Here is a 24,545-nt window from a genome sequence, read left to right as displayed (position 1 = left end):
CGACGGTGGTGCTGGGTACACCCCCGCCCGGGGGCGGGCGGGCGTGTGGGCGCGGGGCGGCCGGGAGAGACTGGGCGCACCGACGGGCCGGGCAGCGGTGTCGCGGCGGAACATCGGGCGGGACATCAGGGGGACGGAAGTGGACACGATGAAGGTACGTGCGGCGGCGGTGGCCGGCGCCCGGGGGTTCGGGCTGGCGCTGCTGGGGTGGGTGGGGTCGGTGACCCTGTTCGTGCTGACCGTGGTGTCCATCTCGCTGATCCCGATCGGGATCGGTGTCCTTTCCACTCCGTCGCTGCTGGGGCTGGTGCGGGCGCACGCGATGGCCCGCCGGGGGCTGGCGGAGCGCTGGGAGTCGCTGCGGATCCCGGTCGCGTACCGGCCCCTCCCCCGGGATGTGCGGAGCGGGATCATCGGCCAGGTCGAGCGCTGTGCGGTGATGCTGAAGGATCCGGCCACCTGGCGGGATCTGCTGTGGCTGTGCACGGACATGACGGCGGGCCCGGCGGTCGCGGTCCTCGCGCCGGGGCTGATCCTCCAGGGTGTCTTCGCTCTGGTGCTGCTGGCGGGGGTGTGGCGGCCGATCGTGGACGCGCAGGACGGCGCCGCCTACTGGTACTTGTTCGTCCCGGTGGACAGCTGGGTCACCGCCGTGCTGGCGGCGCTGGTCGGCATCGTCCTGCTGGCCGTGACGCTCCGCGCCAACCCGGCGCTGGTCCGGCTCCACTTCAGGATCACCGCGGCGGTCCTGGACCCGGGCCGGCGCGGCGAGCTGGTGGAGCGGATCGACCGGCTCACCGAGACCCGGCACGACGCCCTGGACACGTCGGCCGCCGAGCTGCGCAGGATCGAGCGTGATCTGCACGATGGCGCCCAGGCCCGGCTGGTGGCGGTGGGGATGAACCTGGGGGTGGTCGAGGCGCTGATCGAGAAGGACCCGGCGCAGGCGAAGGCCCTGCTCACCCAGGCCAGGGAGTCGTCGGCGGAGGCGCTGACCGAGCTGCGCGACCTGGTCCGGGGCATCCATCCGCCGGTGCTGGCCGAGCGGGGTCTCGGGGACGCGGTCCGGGCGCTGGCGCTGCGGCTGCCGGTGTCCTGCGAGGTGACGGTGGAGCTGCCGGGCCGGGCGGACGCCCCGGTGGAGTCGGCGGCGTACTTCGCGGTGAGCGAGACGCTGGCCAACGCGGTCCGGCACGGGGGCGGGGACCGGATCTGGGTGGACATGACGTACGTGGAGGGCGCGCTGCGGATCTCGGTCACCGACAACGGGCGGGGCGGCGCGGTCGTCGGCCCGGAGCGCTCGGACGGTTCCGGAACCGGGCTGCGCGGGGTCGAACGCAGGCTCGGTACATTCGACGGCGTCCTGGCCGTCGGCTCGCCCGCCGGCGGTCCCACGATGGTCACCATGGAGATCCCTTGCGTGTTGTCCTAGCCGAAGACCTGTTCCTGCTGCGGGACGGGCTGGTGCGGCTGCTGGAGGCGTACGGCTGCGAGATCCTGGCCGCCGTCGAGAGCGGGCCCGAGCTGTCCAAGGCGCTGGCCGAGCTGGAGCCGGACGTCGCCGTGGTGGATGTGCGGCTGCCGCCGTCCCACACCGACGAGGGCCTCCAGTGCGCGCTGGCGGCCCGCCGGGCGCGGCCGGGTCTGCCGGTGCTGGTCCTCTCCCAGCATGTGGAGCAGTTGTACGCGCGGGAGCTGCTGGCGGACGGCACGGGCGGGGTCGGCTATCTGCTGAAGGACCGGGTCTTCGACGCGGATCAGTTCATCGACGCGGTCCGGCGGGTGGCCGGGGGCGGTACGGCGATGGATCCGCAGGTCATCTCGCAGCTGCTGACCCGGCGGGAGCGGGACCGGCCGATGGGCGGGCTGACGCCGCGCGAGCGGGAGGTCATGGAGCTGATGGCGCAGGGGCGGTCGAACGCGGCGATCGCGGAACGGCTGGTGGTGACCGAGCGGGCGGTGGCCAAGCACACGTCGAACATCTTCGCCAGGCTGGGTCTCGAAGTCTCCGACGACGACAACCGGCGGGTGCTCGCGGTCCTGGCCTATCTCGACCGGGGGTGAGCCGGGGTCCCAGATGTGTTGTCGGGGACCCCGTTGAACCTCCGGGGGCTTCCGGCCGTATGGAACGGCGCGCTTCTCCCTCCGCCCGGGCCCTGTGCCCGGCGACGAAGCAAGGAGTTCCATGGGACACCGAACGAGAAAACGCTCCCGGCTCGCCCACCGGCTCGTCGTCGCCTCGCTGGCGCTGGCCCTGGGCGGCGGCGGGCTCGTCGCGGTCCAGGTGTACGCGGTGGCCGGGGAGGACGGCGCGGGGCCGCCGGGCGGCGGGCTCCGGAACGCGGCCGCCGCCGGGCCCGCCACCGTCGACTGTCCGGAGGCCGCGCGGGCGCTGCCCCGCGAGCTGCCGCCGGGGGCCCGGGCCGCCGTCGACCGCGAACTGGCCCTGATCGACACGGCCGTCGCCGACGCCTACCGGCGGCTGGCCGGCCGGGCGGGGCCGCTCCGGGACGACCCGGGGCGCGTGGAACGGGAGGTCCTCGGTCCGCTGGACGAGGAGCGGCGGGCGGCCCTGGGGCGGATCGCCGCCGCCGTGGGCCAAGGTGGCGGCGGGGAACTGACCGCGCTCGGCGACTGTTCGTTACGGGGGACGGGCGACGACGGCGGCGACGGGGACGGCGACGGGGACGTGGGCGGGCCACCTGGGCCGGGCGGCGCGGCGGACCAGTCCGGGCAGGGCAACGGACCCGGCCCCTCCGACTTCGCCGACATCCGTACCGCGCCGCAGGCCGACGCCCCGCCCCGGCCCCGGGATTCCGCCTCCACCGGCAGCTTCACCAGCGACTGCGGGGTCAACGCCAACGGCCTGCGCAATCCCGACAATGTGATCGTCGCCCCGGGCGTGTCCAACGGCGCCCACCACATGCACGACTACATCGGCAACCAGGCCAACGACGCCTTCGCGGGCGACGACGACCTCGCCGCCGCCCGCACCACCTGCCGCAACCCGGGCGACCGCTCCTCGTACTACTGGCCGGTGCTGCGGCTCCGGAACGGCCGGGCCGAGCGCGACGCCGACGCCGACGGCGGGGGCCGGGACGGGAACGTGGGCGAGATCCGGACACCCGCCGAGGTCACCCTGGAGTTCACCGGCAGCCCCGTCGGCGAGGTGACCGCCATGCCCCGGCTGCTGCGGATCATCACCGGTGACGCCAAGGCGTTCGTGAACGGCCCGGCGAACGCCAACGCGTCGTGGAGCTGCACCGGGTTCGAGGACCGGCAGCTGCGGGACAAGTACCCGATCTGCCCCGGGGGCAGCCGGGTGGTGCGCACGTTCCGCTTCCAGAGCTGCTGGGACGGGCGGAACACCGACAGCGCCGACCACCGCTCCCATGTCGCCTTCGCGGACCGGGAGGGCCGGTGCGGGGACGGTTTCCGGGCGATCCCGCGGCTGGTGCAGCGGATCGTCTACGACGTGCCGCCGGGGCCCGGTTTCGCGGTCGACTCGTTCCCGGAGCAGCTGCACAAGCCGGTGACCGACCACGGCGACTTCATCAACGTCTTCGACGAGCAGCTGATGGACCGCGTGGTGCGGTGCGTCAACAGCGGCCGGCGCTGCCGCTGACCCACCGAAACGCTCCGCGGGCGGGCGTCCGGCGCGGACCGGACGCCCGCTCGCACCGGCACCCGCACCTCCGCCGCAGGGCACCCGCACCGGCACCCGCACCGCCGCCGCAGGGCACGGATCAGGCCGGTGTGGCGGAAAGAGCCGAGGTCTGTTCTCGGTCACCTCTGGCCGCCGCACCGGGACGCCCATCCGAGGTCACCAGGTGTACGGGTCAGCTCTTCCCGTGCCCCTCGTGCTCCCCGCCCGTACCAGGGCTCCCATGGCCCGCCGCCCGCTCCAGCGCGCCCCCGAGCCGGGCGCGGACCGCCGTCAGCGTCCGCTCCGGACCGGCCGCCACCCAGCGCCCGCCGACCAGATGGGTCCCGCCGTAGTCGTCGGCCTCATCGAGCCAGGCCCGCCGCCCCCGCTCGGTGGCAAAGGTGACCAGGACATATCTCCCGTCGTCCGTGGCACAGTTCGCCTGCCGCAGCTCGTCGGCGTCGGTCTGGAGATCGGGTACGCACCCCGCCAGGGCCGCCAGCTCCTCCAGGGTGCCGGCCGCCGGGGCCCGTACGGAGGGCCCCGGCGGGGTGGCGCTCCGGTCCGCGCCACGCCCGTCGCCACCGCCGCCGGAGGAACACGCCGCGGTGAGCGTCAGCAGCACAACTGCCCCCGCCGCGACGGAAGTACGGAGGGCACCCGGGTACACCTTTGTCCGCATCCGGCCATCGTGCCCCCGGGACATGGTTCGGCGGGGCCGAACGGCGGGTAACCTGCGCCACGCATGCACCGGCTGTGACGTGGGTAACACGGAGGCGCTGATGTACGAGCTGTCGAGACGCAGAATCCTGGGCACCGCGGGGGCGATCGGCGTGGGCACGGCCCTCGCCGGCCACACCTCCGCCGCGACGGCCGCACCGGCCGGAGCGATCGCGGGCGGCGCGGCGGTTTCCGCCGTCCCGTTCGACACCGCACCCGCGCGCGCCGCGCTGCGGCGGCTGCTCCCCCGCCACGAGGACCAGTTCCGGCTGCGGGCCCTCGACGGCGCCGAGCGGTTCCGGGTGACCGGCTCCGCGGGCCGGATCGAGGTCGCGGGGACCTCGCCCGCCGTCCTGCTCACCGGGGTCCACTGGTACCTCAAGTACGTCTGCCACGCGGTGATCTCCTGGGCGGGCTCCCAGCTCGACCTGCCCGCCCGGCTGCCCGCCCCCGGGCCCGCCCTGGAGCGGTCCGCGACCGTGCCGCACCGCTTCGCGTACAACGACACCCACGACGGCTACACCGGCCCCTACGCCGACTGGGCCCGCTGGGAGCGGCTCATCGACGTCCTGGCCCTGCACGGCTGCAACGAGGTGCTCGTCACCCCCGGCCAGGAGGCCGTCTACCACCGGCTGCTCCTCGACTTCGGCTACACCGACTCCGAGGCCCGCACCTGGCTGCCCGCCCCCTCGCACCAGCCGTGGTGGCTGCTCCAGAACATGAGCGAGTTCGGCGGTCCCCTCTCCCCCGCCCTGCTGGACAAGCGGACCGAGCTGGGGCAGCGGATCGTGACCCGGATGCGCCGGCTGGGCATGCGGCCCGTGGTCCCCGGGTACTTCGGCACCGTCCCCGACGGCTTCACCGCCCGCAACCCCGGCGCCCGGGTCGTCCCCCAGGGCATCTGGAACGGGCTGCGCCGCCCCGACTGGCTGGACCCGCGCACCCCCGTCTTCGCCGAGGTCGCCGCCGCGTACTACCGCTACGAGGAGGAGCTGTTCGGCGGGATCGACCACTTCAAGATGGATCTGCTGCACGAGGGCGGCACCCCGGGCGACGTCCCGGTGCCCGACGCGGCCCGCGCGGTCGAGACGGCGCTCCAGACCGCCCGGCCGGGGGCGACCTGGGTCATCCTCGGCTGGCAGTCCAACCCCCGCCCGGCGCTCCTCGACTCCATCGACACCTCCAAGGTGCTCATCGTGGACGGGCTCTCCGACCTGGACACGGTGAAGGACCGGGACACCGAGTGGGGCGGCGCCCCGTACGCGTTCGGCACCATCCCCAACTTCGGCGGGCGCACCACCCTCGGGGCCAACACCGACCGCTGGACGGAGAAGTTCACCGCCTGGCGCGACAAGCCGGGCAGCGCCCTGGCCGGCACCGCGTACATGCCGGAGGCCGCCGAGCGCGACCCGGCGGCGCTGGAACTCTTCACCGAGCTGGCCTGGCGCCGGGAGAAGATCGACCGCGGTGCGTGGTTCACCCGGTACGCGCAGATCCGCTACGGCGCCCGGGACGCGGCCGCCGAGGAGGCGTTCGCGGCGCTGGCCGCCACCGCGTACAAGCTGACCAGCACCGACGGCCGGCCCGTCGACTCGCTCTTCCTGCGCCGCCCCGGCATGGGGTCGTCGGTGGCGACCGCCTTCGACCAGGCGGGCTTCGACCGGGCGCTCGCCGCGCTGCTGCGGGTCGACGCGGGGCTGCGGGCCTCCGACGCGTACCGCTACGACATCACCGACCTGGCCCGCCAGGCGCTGGCGCTGCGCTCCCGGACCCTGCAACTGGCGCTGCGGGCCGCGTACGCCTCCCGGGACGTGACCGCGTTCCGGGGGGTGTCGGCGCTCTGGCTGAAACTGATGCGGCTCGCGGACACGGTCGCGGGCTGCCACCGGGCGTTCCTCCTCGGGCCGTGGCTGGAGGACGCCAAACGATTCGCCACGAGCACCGACGAGGCCGTCGAACTGGAACGCACCGCCCGGGTGCTGATCACCACCTGGGGCGACCGGGTGGCGGCCGCCGACCTGAGCAACTACGCCAACCGCGACTGGCAGGGCCTGATCAGCGATGTCCACGTACCGCAGTGGGAGCAGTACCTGACCGAGGTGGCGACCGCGCTGGAGGAGGGCCGCGCGCCCCGGGCCATCGACTGGTACCCGGGCGAGGAGGCGTGGACGAAGCAGCGGCGGACCTATCCGACGCGGCCCACCGGTGACGCCCACCGGGTGGCGCAGCGGGTGCACGACACCCTGGCGGCGGCGCCCTACCAGGGGCTGACGACGGTCGCGGTGGACCCGCCGGCCTTCAGCCCCGGCAGCCGGGGGACGGTGACGGCGACCTTCCGCAACCTCAGCGGGCTGCGGGCCACGGGCCGCGTGGACCTGGCGCTGACCGCGACCGGGGTGACACCGGAGCCGGAGGGCCCGGTGTCGATCCCGTCGGTCCCGGCCGGGGGCACCGGCTCGGTGTCCTGGCGGGTGACCGCGCCCGCCGACGCGCTCACGGAGCCGCTGCGGGCCGTCCCGTACGAGCTGAGCGTGGAGTACGGGCCCGAGGGCGCCGACCGGGTGAAGGTCGCGCAGCCGGGGGCGCTGTACCTGACGGCGCCGCTGGACGCCGGCTGGAGCACGTACACGAACAACGCGGCCGTCTTTGGCCAGCTCGGCGGCGTGCTCGCGGTCAACGGCTCCGGCAACGACCTCTGGCGCGGCACCGCGCACTTCGGGACCGCGTACCGCAAGGGCGCGCTGAGGCCGGGAACCTCGGTGGTGCTGCGGGTCGACGCGCAGGACAACACGGGTTCGTGGGCGCGGGCGGGGATCGTCGCCCGCAACGACCTGGCGGCGCCCGGGGACGCGGGTTTCGTCAATCTGGCGGTGACCCCGGGCCAGGGCGTGGTGTTCTCGTACGACTCGAACGGCGACGGCTCGCTGGACACCTACCGCCGGGTGACGGGCTTCCGCGCGCCGCTGCTGCTGCGGCTGACGCGGGGCACGGGTGCCTCCTTCACCGGTGCCTTCTCCGTGGACGACGGCGTCACCTGGCGGGCGGTGGGCACGGTGACGGCGCCCGGGGCCGCCGCCGTCGCCGACGTGGGCCTGTTCATGACGGCCATAAACGGGGGCAGCGGGGCGCGTGGCACGGTCCGTTTCAGCCGGTGGGCGGTGAGCGGCGGCTGATTCCCGTGAGGGTGAGGGTCCGGTGCGGCCGGTACGCGACGCGGGGAACAGGTGTGCGGAGCCGTCTCGGTAGGCTGTTCCCATGACGACCGGGGTTCGCCGCAGGATGGGCGTCGAGGAGCGCAGACAGCAGCTGATCGGTGTGGCGCTGGACCTGTTCAGCGCCCGCTCCCCCGACGAGGTGTCGATCGACGAGATCGCGACGGCGGCCGGGATCTCCCGGCCGCTGGTCTACCACTACTTCCCCGGGAAGCAGAGCCTGTACGAGGCGGCGCTGCGGCGGGCGGCCGACGATCTGGCCGCCCGGTTCGAGGAGCCGTGCGAGGGGCCGCTGGGCGCCCGGCTGCTGCGGGTGATGCGGCGGTACTTCGACTTCGTGGACGAGCACGGGCCGGGTTTCTCGGCGCTGATGCGCGGCGGGCCCGCCGTCGGGTCGACCACCACCAACGCGATGATCGACGAGGTCCGGCAGGCGGGGTACGAGCAGATCCTCGCCCATCTGGACGTGGACGACCCGCCGGTGCGGCTGTCGCTGGTGGTGCGCTCGTGGGTGTCGCTGGCCGAGTCCACGGCGCTGATCTGGCTGGACGGGCGGCGGATACCGCGCGCGGAGCTGGAGTTGCAGCTCGTGCACGACTTCGCGGCGCTGTGCGCGGTGAGCGCGGTGTACGACGACGAGATGGCCCGGATCGTCGCCGGGATGCTGGCGGACGAGCCGCTGGAGGGCCCGCTGGGGGTGCTGGTGTCGCGGCTGATGGCCATCGCCCCGGCGGCCCTGTCGCCCATGGCCCGGGTGCCGAGGCCCCGCAGCGGCTGATCCCCCGCACGGCGGGGCCCCGGGGCCCTGCCGTGCGGGGGAGGCGTCAGCGGCGCTGGAAGACGGCGACCGTCCGCGGCGGGACCTCGAAGGACCCCTTCCGGTACGACGCGGTCCGCACCACCGGGTCCGCGCCGCCGGCCTGCACGGGGTGGAGCGCGTACGCGGTGTCCGCGAGCGCGTCGATCCGCTGGACCTGCCGCTCCGGGGTGGCGTTGAAGACGACGACCAGGTCACCGGCGCGCATGGTGATCACACCGGGGGTCTCGTCCGGTCCGGAGAGCGGGAAGGAGACCTCGGAGCGCACCTGCTCCGCCGTGCTCAGGCCGAGGGCCTTCTCAGTGGTGCGGATCCGGAGCAGATCGCGGTGGGCGGCGGCCGCGCCGTTGATCTCCGTACAGCCCGGGGTGAGGGTCGGCGCGGTCAGCAGCGGCTTGGCGTACTCCCACTTGGGGCGGTTGTCGGCGGCGGGCGGCAGCCCCCGGCCGAAGCCGTTGCCGGAGCGGCAGTCCCACTGGATGGCGTTGTACCAGTCGCCGCTGTCGTACGAGTTGCGGTCGAGCGACTTGGAACGCAGCAGGTCGGTGCCCGCCTGGGAGAGCGCGGGCCCCTGCGAGAGGGTCGCCGTCGCCATCGCGAGGACGTGCGCGCGGGCCCGGTCGGCCGCCGTCGTCCCCTTCGGGAGCTTGAAGGCGAGGGCGTCGTACAGCGTCTCGTTGTCGTGGGCGTCGCTATAGGCGAGCGCGTCGCCCGGGTCCCGCGCGTAGCCGGCGGGGGCGCCGTTGTAGTCGACGTCGGAGCCCTTGACGGTCCGGCCCCGGGTGTCGGTGAAGGTGTACGAGGCGAGATTTCCGGTCAGTCCGACCTTGATGAGGTCCTGATAGTGCAGCAGCCGGGCCTTCTGTTCGGCGGGGGTGCCGTTGTCGGCGGCCGGGTTGGGGTCGGTGTGCAGACCGGAGGCGAAGCCCTGGACGCCGGGGTCCTCGTCGAAGGGGCCGCCGCCGCGCACGGCGTCGCGGGCCCGGTCGGAGAAGGTGGAAATACCGGTTCCGGCCATGTGCTTCTGGGTGGCCTGAATAAAGCGGGCGTCGTCGGCGATCTCGCCGAAGTTCCAGCCTTCCCCGTACAGGATGACCTTCTTTCCGTCGACGCCGTCCTTCGCGGGCGTCAGGGCGTCCAGGGCCGCGCGCACGGCGAGCATGTTGGCCTTGGGGTGGTGGCCCATCAAATCGAAGCGGAAGCCGTCGACCTTGTACTCCTTCGCCCAGGTGACGATCGAGTCCACGACGAGCTTGCCCATCATCGCGTGCTCGGGCGCGGTGTTGGCGCAGCAGGTGGAGGTGGCGACGGAGCCGTCGGCCAGGAGCCGCTGGTAGTAGCCGGGGACGATCCGGTCCAGGACGGACTTGTCGGACTGGCCGGCGGCGACGGTGTGGTTGTAGACGACGTCCATCACGGTCCGCAGCCCGGTGGCGTTGAGCCCGGCGACCATCTCCCGGAATTCGACGGTCCGGCGGGGGCCCTCGGGGTCGGAGGCGTAGGAGCCCTCGGGGACGGTGTAGTGCAGCGGGTCGTAGCCCCAGTTGTAGCCGTCCTTCGCGGCGGCCTTCGCCACGCACTCCTGCTGCCGGTCGGAGTCGGGGGCGTAGGAGGCGAGGTCGCAGCCGGGCCGCTGCTGGTCCCGCTCGCGCTCGGGGATGGTGCCGATGTCGAAGGCGGGCAGCAGATGGACGTACGAGGTGCCCGCGTCCGCGAGCTTCTTCAGGTGCCGCATGCCGTCGGAGCCCCGGTCGGTGAAGGCCCGGTAGCGGCCGGGGTGCTTCGCCGTGCGGTCCGCGATGGAGAAGTCACGGATGTGCAGCTCCTGGATCTGCGCGTTCCGCAGCGGGGTCGCGGCGGGTTTGCGCAGGGTGCGCCAGCCCTTCGGGGCCAGCTTCGGATCGCGCAGGTCGACGGCGAGGCTCTGGACGGAGTCGGTGGTCAGCGCCGTGGAATAGGGGTCGGTGACCTTGTTGACGACGTTCTTGCGGACGCTGGGCGCCCAGACGGAGACCTGGTAGCGGTACGCCTTGTTCCGCCAGCTCTGGGGGCCGGTCACGGACCAGACGCCGCTGGCGTCGTCGCGGCGCATCGGGACCGTACGGCCGCCGAGTTCGAGACGGACGGCGGAGGCGGTGGGAGCCCACACGGAGAGGGTGACGCCGCGCCGGTCGAAGGCCGGGCCGAGGGCGGCCTTCGTGGCCCTGCCCGCGTACAGGTCGTCCAGGACGCCGGGGATCTGCACCCCGGTCGCGGCGAGGAGCGCCCCGTTCGCGGCCCGCTGGGTGGCGACGATCTGGCCGCGCAGGGCGTCCTTCACGCGGTCGCGGTCGCGCGGGTCGACGGTGAACGCCGGGTACTGGGCGAGGTGCGGGAACTTCGCCTTCTGCGCGTCGGTCAGGGTGCCGGTCGTGAGGCGGAGCCAGCGGCCCTCGTCGCTGAGGGCGCCGTCCACGACGTCGATGCCGCCGGGCGCGTACACGAGCTGCTGGCTGGTGGCGTCGGTGGCCCGCACCTTCCAGACGACGGTGTCCCGGTCGATCCACTGGGCCTCGGCCCTGCCGAGGTCGAGCGCGGGCACGGCCCCCGCCTGGGGCAGGAGATAGCCCGGCCGGCCGGCGAGCAGATGGACCTCGTTGCCGTGGGTGGCGAGGTCGAGGGACTGGTCGGCGGGCAGGTCCTTCTCGTCGCCCTTGTGGAGGATGTAGCTGAGCGAGGTGGCGCCGGGCGCGAGCGGGACCTCGAAGGTGACACCGTAGGAGTCCTTGCTGACGGGCATCAGCGGCTTCGCCCAGTCGGTGGGGTTCGCGGCCCCGGTCCAGGTGTGCAGCCCCCAGCCGTCGTAGTCGCCGCCGGGGCGGTGGTAGCGCAGGAGCGCCTTGGACTTGTCCTGCGGCGGGTAGACCCCGGCGGGCGCGCGGTCGGCCTGGCCGTCCTTGCCCTGCTCGGTCCAGACCTGCCCGGTGCGGGAGAGGTCGACGGTCCGCTCGGGTCCGTCCGCGCTCCCGTCCCCGCCGATGATCGTGTACGGGACGGTCGCGGCGCCCTCGGGGAGCTTCACCCAGGCGAACGCGCCGTACGCGTCCCGGCCCGTGAAGGCGGCCTCGCCGTACGGGGTGCGCAGCCGCAGCCCCTCGTACTCCCCATCGGCGCGGCGGTGGTGGACGACCGCGTACGCGCGCTCGACGGCGACCGGCTTCTGCGGCGGCGGGGTGGCTCCGGCGGTGGTGGAACCGGTCGCGGAATCGGTGCGTCCGGCGGCGTCGACGGCGACGGCCTTGTACCGCAGCGGCGTCCCGGCCTTCACCTCGGGGCCGAGGTACTGCGTGACCCGGTAGGGGGCGTGGTCGGCGGTGCCCAGCGTCCGCCAGGGGCCGTTGCCCACCTGCGCGGCGAAGACGACCCGGCCGAGCTGTCCGCCGTCCGCGTCCGCGCCGATCTCCACGGTGCCGCTGGCCCCGGCGGCCGGGGTCTGCAGGCTGACCACGGGCTTCTCCGTGGGCAGCGGCTGGGGCCGGTCCGCCCGGAGCACGACGGTGGAGAGCGCGGGCACGGTGACGGTGATCCGGCGGTCGGCGCCGCTGCGGACGGGCGCGTGGCCGCCGTAGAGGCCGCGGAAGGAGGCGTGGGCGGTGCCGGTGGTCAGCTCCACCGTGCGGGGCCCGGTGGCGTTGTTGACAGCGACGACGTACTCGACGCGCCGCTTGGCGTCGGTGCGCGAGTGCGCGTACACGGAGCCCTCGGCGTACCGCTGCTGCTGGACGCCGTCCCGGAGCGCCGGGTGCGCCGTGGTCAGCTCGGAGAGCGCGGCGATCGAACGGTAGAGGGGGTGGGCGGTGTCGTAGGCGTCGGCGGCGTGGGTGCGGTCGGTGCCCAGCTGGTCGTCGTCCAGGTAGTCGGGGGTCGCCGACGCGAACAGGGGCTGGCGGGCGTCCTTGTCGCCGCCGGCGCCCGTGAAGCCCTGCTCGTCGCCGGAGTAGACGACGGGGTTGCCCCGGGAGAGGAACATCAGCTCGTTGGCGAGCCGGGCCCGGCGGACGAGTTCGGCGTCCGTGGCCTTCGGGTTGTCCTGCTTCAGGAAGGTCCCGATCCGGCCCATGTCGTGGTTGCCGAGAAAGCTGACCTGGCTGTACGCGTTGGCCCGGTCGGTGGTGTAGCGGTGGTCCTGGGCGAAGACCCTGGCCAGCCGGTCGGCGGGCGCCCCCTGGGAGGCGTAGGCGCGGGCGGCGTCCTGGAGGGGGAAGTCGAGGGTCGAGTCGAGCCGCCCCCGGGTCACGTAGGGCGCGGTCTGCGCCGGGTCGGCGGAGTAGACCTCGCCGAACATGAAGAAGTCGTCCCGGCCCTGCTTCGCCGCGTACGCGTCGAGGGCGGTCGCCCACTGGGTCCAGAACTCCATGTCGACGTGTTTCACGGTGTCGATCCGGAAACCGTCGATGTCGAAGTCCCGCACCCACTTCTGGTAGATCCGCTCCATGCCCCGCACGACCTCGGGCCGCTCGGTCCACAGATCGTCCAGACCGGAGAAGTCGCCGTGCTCGGCGCTCTCCCCGGCGAAGGTGGAATCGCCCCGGTTGTGGTACATCGTGGGGTCGTTGAGCCAGGCGGGCACCTTGCCGGTGTCACGGGGGCTCGGGGTGTACGGGAACGTGTCGCCGTCCACGGCCGGGACGCCGTCGCGGTCGGCCGTGTCGTCGAAGGGCCGGCCGGTGCGGTCGAGGTAGGGGAAGGCGCCCTTGGGCTTGTAGCCGTACTTCTTCTCGGCGTAGTCGATGGTGTCGGCGGTGTGGTTGGTGATGACGTCGAAGTAGACCTTCATGCCCTTGGCGTGGGCGGCGTCGATCAGGCGCTCCAGGTCGGCGTTGGTGCCGAAGTGGGGGTCGACCTGGGTGAAGTCGGTGATCCAGTAGCCGTGGTAGCCGGCGCTGGCGTCCTTGCCCTCGCCCTGCACGGGCCGGTTCTTGAAGATCGGGGCGAGCCAGATGGCGGTGGTGCCGAGGCCCTTGATGTAGTCGAGCTTCGCGGTGAGGCCCTTGAGGTCGCCGCCCTGGTAGAAGCCCTTGTCGGCGGGGTCGAAGCCGGTCGCGAGCCGGGAGCCGGTGAGGCCGCCCCGGTCGTTGCGGGTGTCGCCGTTGGCGAACCGGTCCGGCAGGACGAAGTAGAACTGCTCCCGGGTCCGGTCGTGGCGCGTGGGCTCGGCGGCGAGCCGGGCGTCGGAGGGGGGACGGGGGGCCTTGGCGCCGGGCGCCGCCGCGAGGGCGGGCGTGGCGGGCAGGAGGGTGGCGCAGAGGGCGGCGGCCAGGGTGGCCGCCGCCGTTCTGGGGCGTATCACGGTTGTCTCCCGTGTGCGGAGGGTTGTCGATGGGGGTACGACTACGAGCAGGAACGTTTGGCCACGTGGAGAGCGAGGGCGGTGTTCGGGGCGAGGCTCGCCGTGAAGCGGCCGGACGGGTTCACGGTGACGCCGCGGCCCGACTGGACGTCGCAGTACGTCCCGGCCGGCAGCCCGGTCTGGAATTCGCGGGTCAGCGTCCCGGCCTCGCGGTTGATGGCCACATAGCCCTTGGTACCGCGCCCGAAGGCGATGCGGTCGGCGCCGTTGTCCCACCAGTGGGCGACCGGCTCGCCCCGGACGGCGTTGCGGAAGCCGACCATCGCGGCTATCTCGGGCCAGGCGTGCTGGCACTTCCAGCCGTCGCGCCAGCAGGCGTCGACCCGGCCGCCGTTGGGCGGGCCCGCGTCCTTGTCGGTCCACTCGTAACCGGAGTGCACATCGGGCGCGCCGTAGGGCCAGGCCAGCATGAAGACGTTCGCGAGGGTGTAGAGGGCGCCGTCCTTGTAGCTGAGGGTGTCGCCGAGGCGTTCGGTGTCGTGGTTGTCGACGAAGACGCCGGCCTGCCCTGAGGGCAGATAGCCCCAGCCCTCGCCGTAGTTGCGCAGGTAGGCCAGGTTCTCGTGGTGGAAGACGCGTTTGAGGTCGCGGGCGTAGCGGAACTCCTGGACGTCGCCGGTCCCCAGGTATTCGCCGGGGCCCACCGGCTCGCCGTCGCCGTGGATGACCTCCTGCTTCCAGTACACGCCGGGCCGGGTGAGCCGGGACCTGATGTTCGCGAGGTCGGCGGCGGGCATGTGCTTGGCGGCGTCGATCCGGAAGCCGTCGACGCCGAGGGAGAGCAGGTCGTTCAGATAGCCGGCGATCCGGCCCCGGACGTACTCCTCGCCGGTGTCGAGGTCGGCGAGGCCGACCAGTTCGCAGTGCTGGACGTGCCAGCGGTCCTGGTAGTTGACGATGGGGTGGCGGCAGTCGTCCAGGTCGGCGCCGGAGTAGATCCCGGGATAGTCGTACTTGCGGTACGCCGTTCCGCCGGTGCCGGTGCCGTCGCCCGCGGCCATGTGGTTGATGACGGCGTCCACGACGACCTTCACCCCGGCGGTGTGGCAGGTGTTCACCATCGAGGCGAAGGCGGCCCGGTCACCGAGCCGTCCGGCGATCCGGTAGCTCACGGGCTGGTACGAGGTCCACCACTGGGGCCCCTGGATGTGTTCCTGCGGCGGGGAGACCTGGACCTGGCCGTAGCCGGCCGGGCCGAGGGTGTCGGTACAGGCTTTCGCCACCGAGTCGAAGCGCCACTCGAAGAGGACGGCGGTGACGTCCTTCGTTCCGGGCGGGGCCGCCTGCGCGGTGCCCGCGGGCGCCATGACGGCGGCCGCCACGGCTGCCACGAGGGCGAGCGCGGCCGCCAGAGGTCTGCTGGCCATATCTCCTCCTGCACAACGCTGTGCACGGGTGGGGGATGTGTGCGGCACCCCCGGCCCTGTGAGGGCTCTCGGCCGGGGGCGGACAGCCTCGTCAGACAACGCGCCGTGCCCTGAAAGGCTCTTGAACTTTTCTGCAAGCCGACTGCCGGACAGCCGGTCACCCTGTCGGGTTCCTGCCGTTTACGTCGGTTTCCTGTCATGTCCGGGCGGCTCGCCGGATGGTGCGGCAACCTTCCTTCACTGCCTGGCAGCAGACCGTAAAAGAGCCCGGTCGGCAGGTCAACCCCCGCAGCACACCGCCTGGTAGCTGCTACGACATCCGCAGGACACGAGGAGGTCACAACATCGAAATCTTGCCGATTTTGTTCTGCAAGGTCTTTCGCAAAGTCTTGCAGGACTGTTAACTTCACGCCGCAGCCCGGCCCGAGGACAGGCCAGGCGCCTGACCTCAATGAGGAGATCACCATGCGCAGGGGCATCACCGTCGCCGCGATAGCCGGCGTGCTGGCTCTGACCGCCACCGCCTGCGGCGGCAGCGAGGGCGGCGGCGACAGCAGTGGGAAGAAGGCCGCCGAGGACCCGCAGAGCGTGTCCGGTTCCATCACCTGGTGGGACACGTCCAACGAGGCCGAGGGCCCCACGTACGACAAGCTGGTCGAGGCCTTCCAGGACGAGTACCCGAAGATCAAGGTGAACCGCACCTCGGTCTCCTTCGACCAGGCGGAGCAGAAGTTCAAGACGGCGGCGCAGTCGGGCAAGGGCGCCCCTGACGTCATCCGCACGGACGTGGGCTGGTCCGCCGGGTTCGCGAACCTCGGCTACCTCCAGCCGCTCGACGGCACCCCCGCCCTGGACGACGCGGCCGACTTCCTGCCCGGCCCGCTGTCCACCGCGAAGTGGAACAACGAGACCGTCGGTGTCCCGCAGGTCACCGACACCCTGGGGCTCCTCTACAACAAGGAGCTGTTCGAGAAGGCCGGGATCGCCAAGCCGCCGGCGACGTGGGACGAGTTCATCGCCACGGCGAAGACGATCAAGAAGAAGACCGGTGTCACCGGCACCATGCTCAACCCCGAGGGCTACTTCTCGCTGGCGTTCCTCTACGGCGAGGGCGCGGACATGCTCGACGTCGAGCAGAAGAAGATCACGGTCAACTCGCCGGAGGCCGTGAAGGCCATGGAGACCGCGCTCCAGCTGACCAAGTCCGACGTCGCCCTGAAGCCGGCCACCACCGACGGCTATGTCGCGGCGCAGACGGCGTTCAAGGACGGCAAGGTCGCCATGATCGTCAACGGGCCGTGGTCGGTGAGCGACAGCTACGGCGGCAAGGCGTTCACGGACAAGGCCAACCTGGGCATCGCCAACATCCCGGGCGGCTCCTCCGGTACGGCGGCGGCCCCGATCGGCGGCCACAACTACTCGGTCTACCGGGGCTCGAAGAACAAGGACGCCTCCTACCTCTTCGTGAAGTTCATGTCCTCCGCGAAGAGCCAGGAGCTGACCGCGAAGGAGATCAACACCCTGCCGACGCGGAAGTCCGCGTACACGGCCGAGGTGGTGGCCGACCCGGTGAAGAAGGCGTTCCAGCAGGCCCTGACCGTCTCCAAGTCCCGCCCGGTGATCCCCGGCGTCGGTGACCTCTTCGTCGCCTTCGACCAGCACTACGTGAAGATCCTGCGCGGCGACACCTCCCCGAAGGACGGCCTGGACGCGCTGGCCAAGGAGTGGAACACCAAGCTCCTGAAGGACTACACGGTCGGCTGACCCCACCCGCCCCGGCCCCCGGAGCACCGCACCGGACCGCACCGGAGCAGGGGGCCGCACCGGAAGGGCACCGGGCCGCCGCCACGCGCGCGGCCCCCAGGCCCCGGTCCGGCCGGCTGGGGGAGCCGCCCCGCCATCGCGTGGGACGGATTCCCACGCGCCCAGCCGGCCGGTCCGGCCCCCGGCCCGGACCCCCGGGCCCGTACCCGTACGACCCCGCAAGCCACCTCCCGGAGACAACCGGAGAATGATGAGCACCCTCATAGTCAGGACCAGACGGTCCTTCGCCACCCACTGGTACGCGTGGGCCATGGTCCTGCCCGTGGTGGTGGTCCTCGCCGTGCTCGTCGGCTATCCGCTGGGCCGGGGCATCTATCTCTCGTTCACCGACGCCAACGAGGCCAACATCGGCCGGACGATCGGCGACTTCACCGTCCCGGCGACCTACCAGTACGTCGGACTCGACAACTACTGGCACATCCTCTCCGGCCGGGAGGGCTCCTTCTACCCCCGGCTGACCTGGACGATCGCCTGGACGGCGAGCTGTGTCGTCCTGCACTACACCATCGGTCTCGCCCTGGCGCTGCTGCTCAACCGCAAGCTGCGGGGCCGCTCGGTCTACCGGGTGCTGCTGATCCTGCCGTGGGCGGTCCCGGCGTTCGTCGCCGCGTTCGCCTGGAAGCTGATGTACAACACCAACAACGGTGTGTTCAACGCCCTGCTGGGGAAGATCGGCGTCGCCCCGGTGGACTGGCTGGGCGACCCCTTCGTCCAGAAGCTGTCCGTCATCGCGGTGAACACCTGGCTGGGGGTGCCGTTCATGATGGTCGCCATCCTCGGCGGCCTCCAGTCCATCCCGCGCGAGCTGTACGAGGCCGCCGAGATGGACGGCGCCTCGCCCTGGCAGCGGTTCTGGAACGTGACCCTGCCCGGGCTGCGGCCGGTCAGCTCCACGATCGTGCTGCTGGGCACCATCTGGACCTTCAACATGTTCCCGATCATCTTCCTGGTGATCGGCCAGGCCGGTGGCACCGAGAGCGAGATCCTGGTGACCTACGCGTACCGGCTCGCCTTCCAGGGCGTACGGGACTACGCGGGCTCCGCCTCGTACGGCATCGTGATCCTCTCCCTGCTCCTGGTCTTCTCCGTGTTCTACCGAGGGATGCTCAAGCGTCAGGAGGCCGCCAAGTGACCACCCTGCAACAGCGGGAGCGGGCCCGGACGACGGACGTCGTACCGCTTCAGGTGCGCGGCCGCGACGAGCGCTCCCGGGGCGCCTCCATAGCCCTGCACACCACCCTGGCCGTCGCCAGCCTGATCGCCGTCTTCCCCGTCGTCTTCATCTTCCTGGTGTCGATCCGGGGCGAGAACGGCTGGACCCACCCCATGGAGATGGAGGGCTTCACGCTCTCCAACTACACGCATGTGCTGGGCGAGACCGAGTTCGCGACCTGGATGCTGAACTCGGTCGTCATCGCCGTCGGCACCATGCTGGTGGGCGTGCTGATCTCGGCGAGCGCCGGGTACGCGCTGTCCCGGATGCGGTTCCCCGGGCACGCGCCGCTGATGTGGACCTTCCTGATCTGCCAGATGTTCCCGGTGGCGGTGCTGATCGTGCCGCTCTACAACATCCTCGGCGCGCTGGGGCTGCTGGACAGCTACGGCGGTCTGATCCTGACCTACTGCTCGGTGTCGGTGCCGTTCTGCGCCTGGATGCTGAAGGGGTACTTCGACACCGTCCCGGTCGAGATCGACGAGTCGGGCCGGGTGGACGGGCTCACTCCGTTCGGCACGTTCTGGCGGCTGATCGTGCCGCTGGCCCGGCCGGGGCTCGCGGTGACCGCGTTCTACACCTTCCTCACCGCCTGGGGCGAGGTCGCCTTCGCCACCCAGTTCATGAGCAGCGAGACCAAGTACACGCTGGCCGTCGGGCTCCAGACCTTCGTCGGACCGCACCGCGCCGAATGGGGTCTGATGACCGCGTCCTCGGTACTGATCATGCTGCCGGCGGCGCTGCTGTTCTTCTTCGCGCAGAAGCATCTGGTCGCGGGGCTGACGGCGGGCGGCACCAAGGGCTGAGCCGCGAGGCGCCCGGCGCGGGCGGGGGCCCGCCCGTGTGCCCGGGCCGGGGGCCCGCTCTGGTGTCCGGGGCCGTACCGGAAGCGTTGAGCACGGGGACACCGGGGAGAACACTCCCGTACCGGGAAAACATCCTGTACGGGGACAACTCCGTAGCAGACGGTATCGCAGCGGACAACTCCCAGCAGATGCCAGCACAACAACGTATTTGATGACTTTCAAGGGAACGTACATGACCCAGGAGCTCGCTCCCACCCTCCGTGACCAGTCCGCCGCCCAGCAGGCCGGCTGGTGGCGGGACGCCGTCATCTACCAGGTGTACGTACGCTCCTTCGCCGACAGCGACGGCGACGGGATCGGGGATCTGCGCGGCGTCCGGCGCCGGCTGCCCTACCTCGCCGAGCTGGGCGTCGACGCCGTCTGGCTCACCCCCTTCTACGCCTCGCCGCAGGCCGACGGCGGCTACGACGTCTCCGACTACCGGGTGGTCGACCCGCTCTTCGGCGACCTGGCCGACGCCGACGACCTGGTCCGCGAGGCCCACCGGCTGGGGCTGCGGGTCATCGTCGACATCGTCCCCAACCACACCTCCGACCAGCACGCCTGGTTCCGCGCCGCCCTCGCCGGCGGCCCGGAGCGCGAGCTGTACCACTTCCGGCCCGGCAAGGGCGAGCACGGCGAACTCCCGCCGAACGACTGGGAGTCCGTCTTCGGCGGCCCCGCGTGGACCCGCACCGAGGCCGGCGACTGGTATCTGCACCTCTTCGCACCCGAGCAGCCGGACCTCGACTGGAACCGGCCCGAGGTCCGCGAGGAGTTCGACTCGATCCTCCGCTTCTGGCTGGACCTGGGCGTGGACGGCTTCCGGATCGACGTCGCCCACGGCATGGTCAAGGCCGAAGGACTGCCGGACATCGGGCTGAGCGAGCAGGCCAAGCTGATCGGCGCCCAGGTGCTGCCCTTCTTCGACCAGGACGGTGTGCACGAGATCCACCGCTCGTGGCGGACCCTGCTCGACGGTTACGAGGGCGAGCGCATCGGCGTCGCCGAGGCCTGGGCGCCCACCTCCGAGCGGCTGGCGCTCTATGTCCGCCCCGACGAGCTGCACCAGGCGTTCAACTTCCAGTTCCTGACGTGCGACTGGGACGCCACCGCCATGCGGAAGGTGATCGACGAGTCGCTGGCGGCCACCGCGTCGGTGGGCGCGCCCACCACCTGGGTGCTCTCCAACCACGACGTGGTCCGGCACACCACCCGCTACGGCGGCGGCGAGCAGGGGCTGCGCCGGGCCCGCGCGGCGGCGCTGCTGACCCTGGCGCTGCCCGGCTCGGCCTATGTCTACCAGGGCGAGGAGCTGGGGCTGCCCGAGGTCGAGGAGCTGCCGGACGCGGTCCGCCAGGACCCGGCGTTCTTCCGGGGCGACGGCCAGGACGGGATGCGGGACGGCTGCCGGGTGCCGCTGCCGTGGTCGGGCACCGAGGCCCCGTACGGCTTCGGCCCCGGCGGGAGCTGGCTGCCGCAGCCGGAGTCCTGGCGGGGCCTGTCGGTGGCGGCGCAGAGCGGCGACCCGCGCTCCACGCTGGAGCTGTACCGCTCGGCGCTGGCGCTGCGCAAGGAGTTGCCGGGCCTCGGCGACGGGGAGCTGGAGTGGCTCGCGGCCCCCGAGGGCGTGCTGTCCTTCGGCCGCACGGGCCTGGTCTGCACCCTGAACACCCTGGCCACGGAGGCCGAGATGGCGGTTCCGGGGCGTCCGGTGATCTCCTCGGCGGCGCTGGAGTTCGGCGGCGGCTCGGTCCGTATCCCCGGCGAGACCTGCGTCTGGTGGGCAGTCTGACATGCGGCGGGTACAGTCCACCCCTGTGACCGCACCCGCACGACTGGCCGACATAGCAGCCCAGGCGGGGGTCAGCGAAGCGACGGTGAGCCGCGTGCTCAACGGCAAGCCCGGTGTCGCCGCGACCACCCGTCAGTCCGTCCTCGCCGCCCTGGACGTACTCGGCTACGAGCGACCCGTGCGGCTGCGCCGGCGCAGCGCGGGGCTGGTCGGCCTGATCACCCCCGAGCTGGACAACCCGATCTTCCCGGCGCTGACGCAGGTGATCCAGCAGGCGCTGACCCGGCAGGACTACACGCCGATCCTGGCGACGCAGACGCCGGGCGGGGCCACCGAGGACCAGCTCACGGAGATGCTGGTGGACCGGGGGGTCTCGGGGATCATCTTTGTCTCGGGGCTGCACGCGGACACCACCGCCGACATGCGGCGCTACGAGGAGCTGCGCGCCCAGGGCATGCCGTTCGTCCTGGTCGACGGCTTCTCGCCGAAGGTGCGCGCGCCCTTCATCTCGCCGGACGACCGGGCGGCGATGAGGCTGGCCGTGACGCATCTGGTGGCGCTCGGCCACACCCGGATCGGGCTGGCCCTCGGGCCGCGCCGGTTCGTGCCGGTGGTCCGGAAGATCGAGGGCTTCGTGGCGGTGGTCCGGGACCAGCTGGGGCTGGCGGCGGGGGTCGTGGAGTCGGAGTTGATCCAGCACTCCCTGTATTCGCTGGAGGGCGGGCAGGCGGCGGCGTCGGCGCTGCTGGACCGGGGGTGCACGGCGGTGGTGTGCGCCAGCGACATGATGGCGCTGGGGGCGATCCGGGCGGCGCGGCAGCGCGGTCTGGAGGTGCCGGACGACGTCTCGGTGGTGGGGTTCGACGACTCCCCGCTGATCGCCTTCACCGATCCGCCGCTGACCACGGTCCGCAAGCCGGTGCCGGCGATGGGGCAGGCGGCGGTGCGGGCGCTCCTGGAGGAGATCCGGTCGGGGTCGGCGGCCCCGGGGGCGGACCGGGAGGATTCCGGTACGTACGGGGAGTTCGTCTTCATGCCGGAGCTGGTGGTCCGGGGTTCCACGGCGTCGGGTCCGAAGGTGGCCCCGCGCGGCTGAGCGCCCCCGAGTCGGATCCGGTCCGGCCCCGGCACCGGCACCGGCCTCGGCTCCAGTGCCCGTTACCACCGCTTGTAAACCCTCCGTAAGGGCAGGCCGTATCCTCCTTGGGGTGGAGCGGTCGCGGTGGTGACGAGCCCGGGGGATGATCGGTGGGTGAGCGTGCGTCTGGCAGACTCTCGTTCCATGGGTGAGACGAACACACGGACAAAGGATGGCAGGGCCATCGACTCCTCACTCATGGCGGACGGCGCAGTCGATTCCCCTCCTGCCACGTCCGCGAACTCCGGCCCCCGCCGCTCCGTGCGACTCCGTCGCCCCACCTCTTTCCAGGGGCTTTTCCGGGAGCGTTTCCAGGGATTGCGGTCGCCCCGGCGGCCCCATATCTGGTTCGAGATCCTGCTCATCGCGATCAGTTACTGGGCCTATTCACTGATCCGTAACGCGGTGCCCGAGCAGAAAGTGGCCGCGCTGCGCAATGCCGACTGGATCTGGGAGTTCGAGAAATCCCTGGGCCTGGCTTTCGAGCAGACGGTCAACCATGCCGTGAACTCGGTCACATGGCTGATCGTGGCCATGAACTACTACTACGCGACGTTGCACTTCATCGTGACGATCGGTGTCCTGGTCTGGCTCTACCGCTGGCATCCCGGGCGCTACGCGGCGGGCCGTCTGGTGCTCTTCGCGACGACCGGGGTGGCCCTCGTCGGCTATTACCTCTTCCCGCTCGCGCCGCCCCGGCTGATGGAGGGCGTGCATTTCATCGACACCGTTCTGGTCCATGAGACCTGGGGCTCCATGGCCTCCGGCGACCTGAAGAACATGTCGAATCAATACGCCGCCATGCCGTCGATGCACATCGGCTGGTCGCTCTGGTCCGGCCTCATCATTTTCGCGCTGGCCTCGGCGCCCTGGGCGAAGATTCTGGGCCTGTTGTACCCGGTGGCGACCCTGGTCGTCATCGTGGCCACCGCGAATCATTTCTGGTTGGACGCGGTGGGCGGAATTCTCTGCCTCGGTGCCGGTTTCGCACTGTCGTACGGCTGGTACCGCGCGCTGCCGCACCGGCTGCCGAAGACCCCCGGCGCGGAGCGCGCGGGCGGGGCGCCCGAGGCGAATGGGGCGCGCGAGGCGCGTGAGAAGGCACACGCCTGAGACCGGAACTCCGGCCGGCGGGGCCCGCGTACAGGCCCTGCCGGCCGGAGTGTTCCGCGCGCGTGTGCATATGCCACAGGGATATGCGGCAATCGACAGGGGGTCTTCGGCTCCCCGGCGTCAGCGGGACAGGGCCGCCCAGCGGTCGGCGGCCGCGTCCCGCTCCCGGTGTGCCCTCTCAGTGGCCGCAGTGCCCGCCGTGCCTCCCGGGGCACCCGTGGGCGGGCAGAACTCCGCGTCCACCGGGTTCGCGGTGGGCATCCCCCGTACCCCGTTGAGGTTGTAGCTGAACAGATGGCGGCCGTCGGGAGTGGCGACCATCTCGCTCACCGCTCCGTTCACACCGCCGCTGTGGCTCCACAGCGTGGCCCCGCAGCCGTTGCGGACGGTGTAGATCCCGAGGCCGTAGCTGGAGTACAGGGCGTCACCGGGGGTGGCGACGGCGGTCTTCATCGCGGCGAGCTGCCGCGCGGGCAGCAGCCCGCCCCGCAGCAGGGTGCCCAGGAAGCGGTTGAGATCGGCCGTGGTGGAGATGATGTCCCCGACCCCCCACGCCCACGACATGTTGTTCTCGGTCACCTCGTGGTACCTGGTCGCGGCCGGGTCGTCGCTCATCGTGGCGTAGTTGCGGGCGCTCGGTGCCGGAATCCGGGGGTCGCGCCCGGGGAGGCTGGTGCCGCGCAGCTTCAGCGGCTCGATGATCCTCTCCCGTATCTCGTGCTCGTAGCTGTTCCCGCCGGCCTTCTCGATGATCAGCCCGGCCAGGACATAACCGGTGTTGGAGTAGGAGTGATGGGTTCCGGGCGCGAAGTCGGGCCGGTGCGCCAGGGCGGTCCGTACCAGGTCACGCGGGGTGTACGTGTGGTAGCGGTAGTGGAAGAACCCGGGGGCGAGCAGGCTGCGCGCGCGGAAGTCGGGGTCGCTGGTGTAGTTGAAGAGGCCGCTGGTGTGGTTGAGCAGCTGCCGTACGGTGATCTTCCGGCCGTCGTTGCCGTTGCCGCGCACCAGCCCCGGCAGATGCTTCTCGACGCTGTCGTCCAGATCGAGCCGGCCCTCGGCCTCCATCTGGAGCAGCACCACCGCCACGAAGGTCTTGGTGATGCTGCCGGCGCGGTACTTGTCGTGCGCCCCGCGCGGGGTGCCCGTCACGAGGTCGCCCACCCCGGACGTGCCCTTCCACACCCCCTTCGAGTCCCTCGCCTCGCCGGTGACCCCCGGGATGCCCTGCGCGACCAGGGTGTCGAAGGCCCGCTGGGTCGCCTCGTGTCCCCCGCCGCCGCCCCGGGTGCCGCCGGTGTCGCGGGCCTGCGCGGGGACGGTGAACACCGTGGCGGCCACCGCCGCCGCGACCACCCCGACCAGCCCTGCCCGCCGTGTACGCCGTACCCGTCGTCCTGCCGTCATATCGCTGCTCCCCTGATGCCGGTGGTGCGGTCGCGATCGGATGTCACCAGAGAGGACCGTGG

14 protein-coding genes and 1 pseudogene are annotated in these 24,545 nt (G+C 72.0%); 11 read left to right on the top strand and 4 right to left on the bottom strand.

Annotation, left to right across the window (positions count from 1 at the left end; genetic code table 11):
* The first annotated feature begins 148 nt into the window (after nucleotides 1-148).
* The 3 genes from SYYSPA8_RS07140 (at nucleotide 149) to SYYSPA8_RS07130 (ending at nucleotide 3,625) form a co-directional block, all read left to right on the top strand.
* On the top strand, nucleotides 149-1,432 hold the full coding sequence (locus SYYSPA8_RS07140) for a sensor histidine kinase (RefSeq protein WP_323446093.1): 1,284 nt from the start codon (nucleotides 149-151) through the stop codon (nucleotides 1,430-1,432).
* On the top strand, nucleotides 1,417-2,064 hold the full coding sequence (locus tag SYYSPA8_RS07135; RefSeq protein ID WP_323446092.1) for a response regulator transcription factor: 648 nt from the start codon (nucleotides 1,417-1,419) through the stop codon (nucleotides 2,062-2,064). Before SYYSPA8_RS07140 ends, SYYSPA8_RS07135 begins: the two co-directional genes overlap by 16 nt.
* A gap of 121 nt (nucleotides 2,065-2,185) precedes the next feature.
* A complete protein-coding gene (locus SYYSPA8_RS07130) occupies nucleotides 2,186-3,625 on the top strand; it encodes a DUF1996 domain-containing protein (RefSeq protein ID WP_323446091.1) in 1,440 nt (479 codons plus the stop codon).
* 214 nt (nucleotides 3,626-3,839) lie between these two features.
* Here the strand turns inward: SYYSPA8_RS07130 and SYYSPA8_RS07125 are convergent, their stop codons facing one another.
* On the bottom strand, nucleotides 3,840-4,328 hold the full coding sequence (locus SYYSPA8_RS07125; RefSeq protein WP_323446090.1) for a hypothetical protein: 489 nt from the start codon (nucleotides 4,326-4,328) through the stop codon (nucleotides 3,840-3,842).
* 100 nt (nucleotides 4,329-4,428) lie between these two features.
* Between SYYSPA8_RS07125 and SYYSPA8_RS07120 the strand changes: the two genes are divergently transcribed.
* Both SYYSPA8_RS07120 and SYYSPA8_RS07115 read left to right on the top strand, forming a co-directional pair.
* Nucleotides 4,429-7,539, top strand: coding sequence for an alpha-N-acetylglucosaminidase (locus tag SYYSPA8_RS07120; protein WP_323446339.1), 3,111 nt, complete (start codon nucleotides 4,429-4,431; stop codon nucleotides 7,537-7,539).
* Between the two features lie 82 nt (nucleotides 7,540-7,621).
* On the top strand, nucleotides 7,622-8,356 hold the full coding sequence (locus tag SYYSPA8_RS07115; protein WP_323446089.1) for a TetR/AcrR family transcriptional regulator: 735 nt from the start codon (nucleotides 7,622-7,624) through the stop codon (nucleotides 8,354-8,356).
* A gap of 46 nt (nucleotides 8,357-8,402) precedes the next feature.
* Here SYYSPA8_RS07115 and pulA read toward each other — a convergent pair whose 3' ends face one another.
* Nucleotides 8,403-13,724 (bottom strand): pullulanase-type alpha-1,6-glucosidase, encoded by a 5,322-nt coding sequence (gene pulA, locus SYYSPA8_RS07110; protein WP_407705922.1) that lies wholly within the window; start codon nucleotides 13,722-13,724, stop codon nucleotides 8,403-8,405.
* 47 nt (nucleotides 13,725-13,771) lie between these two features.
* Nucleotides 13,772-15,151 (bottom strand): annotated as a pseudogene (locus tag SYYSPA8_RS07105) (alpha-amylase); the annotation flags it as partial.
* Nucleotides 15,152-15,616: 465 nt separating this feature from the next.
* Here SYYSPA8_RS07105 and SYYSPA8_RS07100 point away from each other — a divergent pair.
* The 6 genes from SYYSPA8_RS07100 (at nucleotide 15,617) to SYYSPA8_RS07075 (ending at nucleotide 23,079) form a co-directional block, all read left to right on the top strand.
* Complete coding sequence (locus tag SYYSPA8_RS07100) at nucleotides 15,617-16,915, top strand: extracellular solute-binding protein (RefSeq protein WP_323446088.1); 1,299 nt, start codon at nucleotides 15,617-15,619, stop codon at nucleotides 16,913-16,915.
* Between the two features lie 250 nt (nucleotides 16,916-17,165).
* Nucleotides 17,166-18,107: a carbohydrate ABC transporter permease gene (locus tag SYYSPA8_RS07095; RefSeq protein ID WP_323446087.1), complete on the top strand. Its 942-nt coding sequence runs from the start codon at nucleotides 17,166-17,168 to the stop codon at nucleotides 18,105-18,107.
* A complete protein-coding gene (locus SYYSPA8_RS07090) occupies nucleotides 18,104-18,994 on the top strand; it encodes a sugar ABC transporter permease (RefSeq protein ID WP_323446086.1) in 891 nt (296 codons plus the stop codon). The genes SYYSPA8_RS07095 and SYYSPA8_RS07090 overlap by 4 nt, the downstream gene beginning before the upstream one ends.
* A gap of 232 nt (nucleotides 18,995-19,226) precedes the next feature.
* On the top strand, nucleotides 19,227-20,828 hold the full coding sequence (locus SYYSPA8_RS07085) for a glycoside hydrolase family 13 protein (RefSeq protein WP_323446085.1): 1,602 nt from the start codon (nucleotides 19,227-19,229) through the stop codon (nucleotides 20,826-20,828).
* A 1-nt stretch (nucleotide 20,829) separates the two neighbouring features.
* Nucleotides 20,830-21,924, top strand: coding sequence for a LacI family DNA-binding transcriptional regulator (locus SYYSPA8_RS07080; protein ID WP_323446084.1), 1,095 nt, complete (start codon nucleotides 20,830-20,832; stop codon nucleotides 21,922-21,924).
* A 186-nt stretch (nucleotides 21,925-22,110) separates the two neighbouring features.
* Nucleotides 22,111-23,079 (top strand): phosphatase PAP2 family protein, encoded by a 969-nt coding sequence (locus SYYSPA8_RS07075; RefSeq protein ID WP_323446083.1) that lies wholly within the window; start codon nucleotides 22,111-22,113, stop codon nucleotides 23,077-23,079.
* 120 nt (nucleotides 23,080-23,199) lie between these two features.
* Here SYYSPA8_RS07075 and SYYSPA8_RS07070 read toward each other — a convergent pair whose 3' ends face one another.
* Nucleotides 23,200-24,483: a serine hydrolase domain-containing protein gene (locus tag SYYSPA8_RS07070; protein WP_323446082.1), complete on the bottom strand. Its 1,284-nt coding sequence runs from the start codon at nucleotides 24,481-24,483 to the stop codon at nucleotides 23,200-23,202.
* Nucleotides 24,484-24,545 lie beyond the last annotated feature (62 nt).

It is taken from the genome of Streptomyces yaizuensis (assembly GCF_034961445.1).
Taxonomy (GTDB): Bacteria; Actinomycetota; Actinomycetes; order Streptomycetales; family Streptomycetaceae; genus Streptomyces; species Streptomyces yaizuensis.
This window is presented reverse-complemented; position numbering and strand designations above follow the sequence as displayed.

Excerpts from the sequence above, each read along its gene's own strand:
- SYYSPA8_RS07085 (WP_323446085.1), top strand. The coding sequence starts at position 19,227 with ATGACCCAGGAGCTCGCTCCCACCCTCCGTGACCAGTCCGCCGCCCAG.
- SYYSPA8_RS07120 (WP_323446339.1), top strand. The coding sequence starts at position 4,429 with ATGTACGAGCTGTCGAGACGCAGAATCCTGGGCACCGCGGGGGCGATC.
- SYYSPA8_RS07100 (WP_323446088.1), top strand. The coding sequence starts at position 15,617 with ATGCGCAGGGGCATCACCGTCGCCGCGATAGCCGGCGTGCTGGCTCTG.
- SYYSPA8_RS07115 (WP_323446089.1), top strand. The coding sequence starts at position 7,622 with ATGACGACCGGGGTTCGCCGCAGGATGGGCGTCGAGGAGCGCAGACAG.
- SYYSPA8_RS07130 (WP_323446091.1), top strand. The coding sequence starts at position 2,186 with ATGGGACACCGAACGAGAAAACGCTCCCGGCTCGCCCACCGGCTCGTC.
- SYYSPA8_RS07140 (WP_323446093.1), top strand. The coding sequence starts at position 149 with ATGAAGGTACGTGCGGCGGCGGTGGCCGGCGCCCGGGGGTTCGGGCTG.
- SYYSPA8_RS07125 (WP_323446090.1), bottom strand. The coding sequence starts at position 4,328 with ATGCGGACAAAGGTGTACCCGGGTGCCCTCCGTACTTCCGTCGCGGCG.
- SYYSPA8_RS07070 (WP_323446082.1), bottom strand. The coding sequence starts at position 24,483 with ATGACGGCAGGACGACGGGTACGGCGTACACGGCGGGCAGGGCTGGTC.
- SYYSPA8_RS07075 (WP_323446083.1), top strand. The coding sequence starts at position 22,111 with ATGGGTGAGACGAACACACGGACAAAGGATGGCAGGGCCATCGACTCC.
- SYYSPA8_RS07080 (WP_323446084.1), top strand. The coding sequence starts at position 20,830 with ATGCGGCGGGTACAGTCCACCCCTGTGACCGCACCCGCACGACTGGCC.
- SYYSPA8_RS07095 (WP_323446087.1), top strand. The coding sequence starts at position 17,166 with ATGAGCACCCTCATAGTCAGGACCAGACGGTCCTTCGCCACCCACTGG.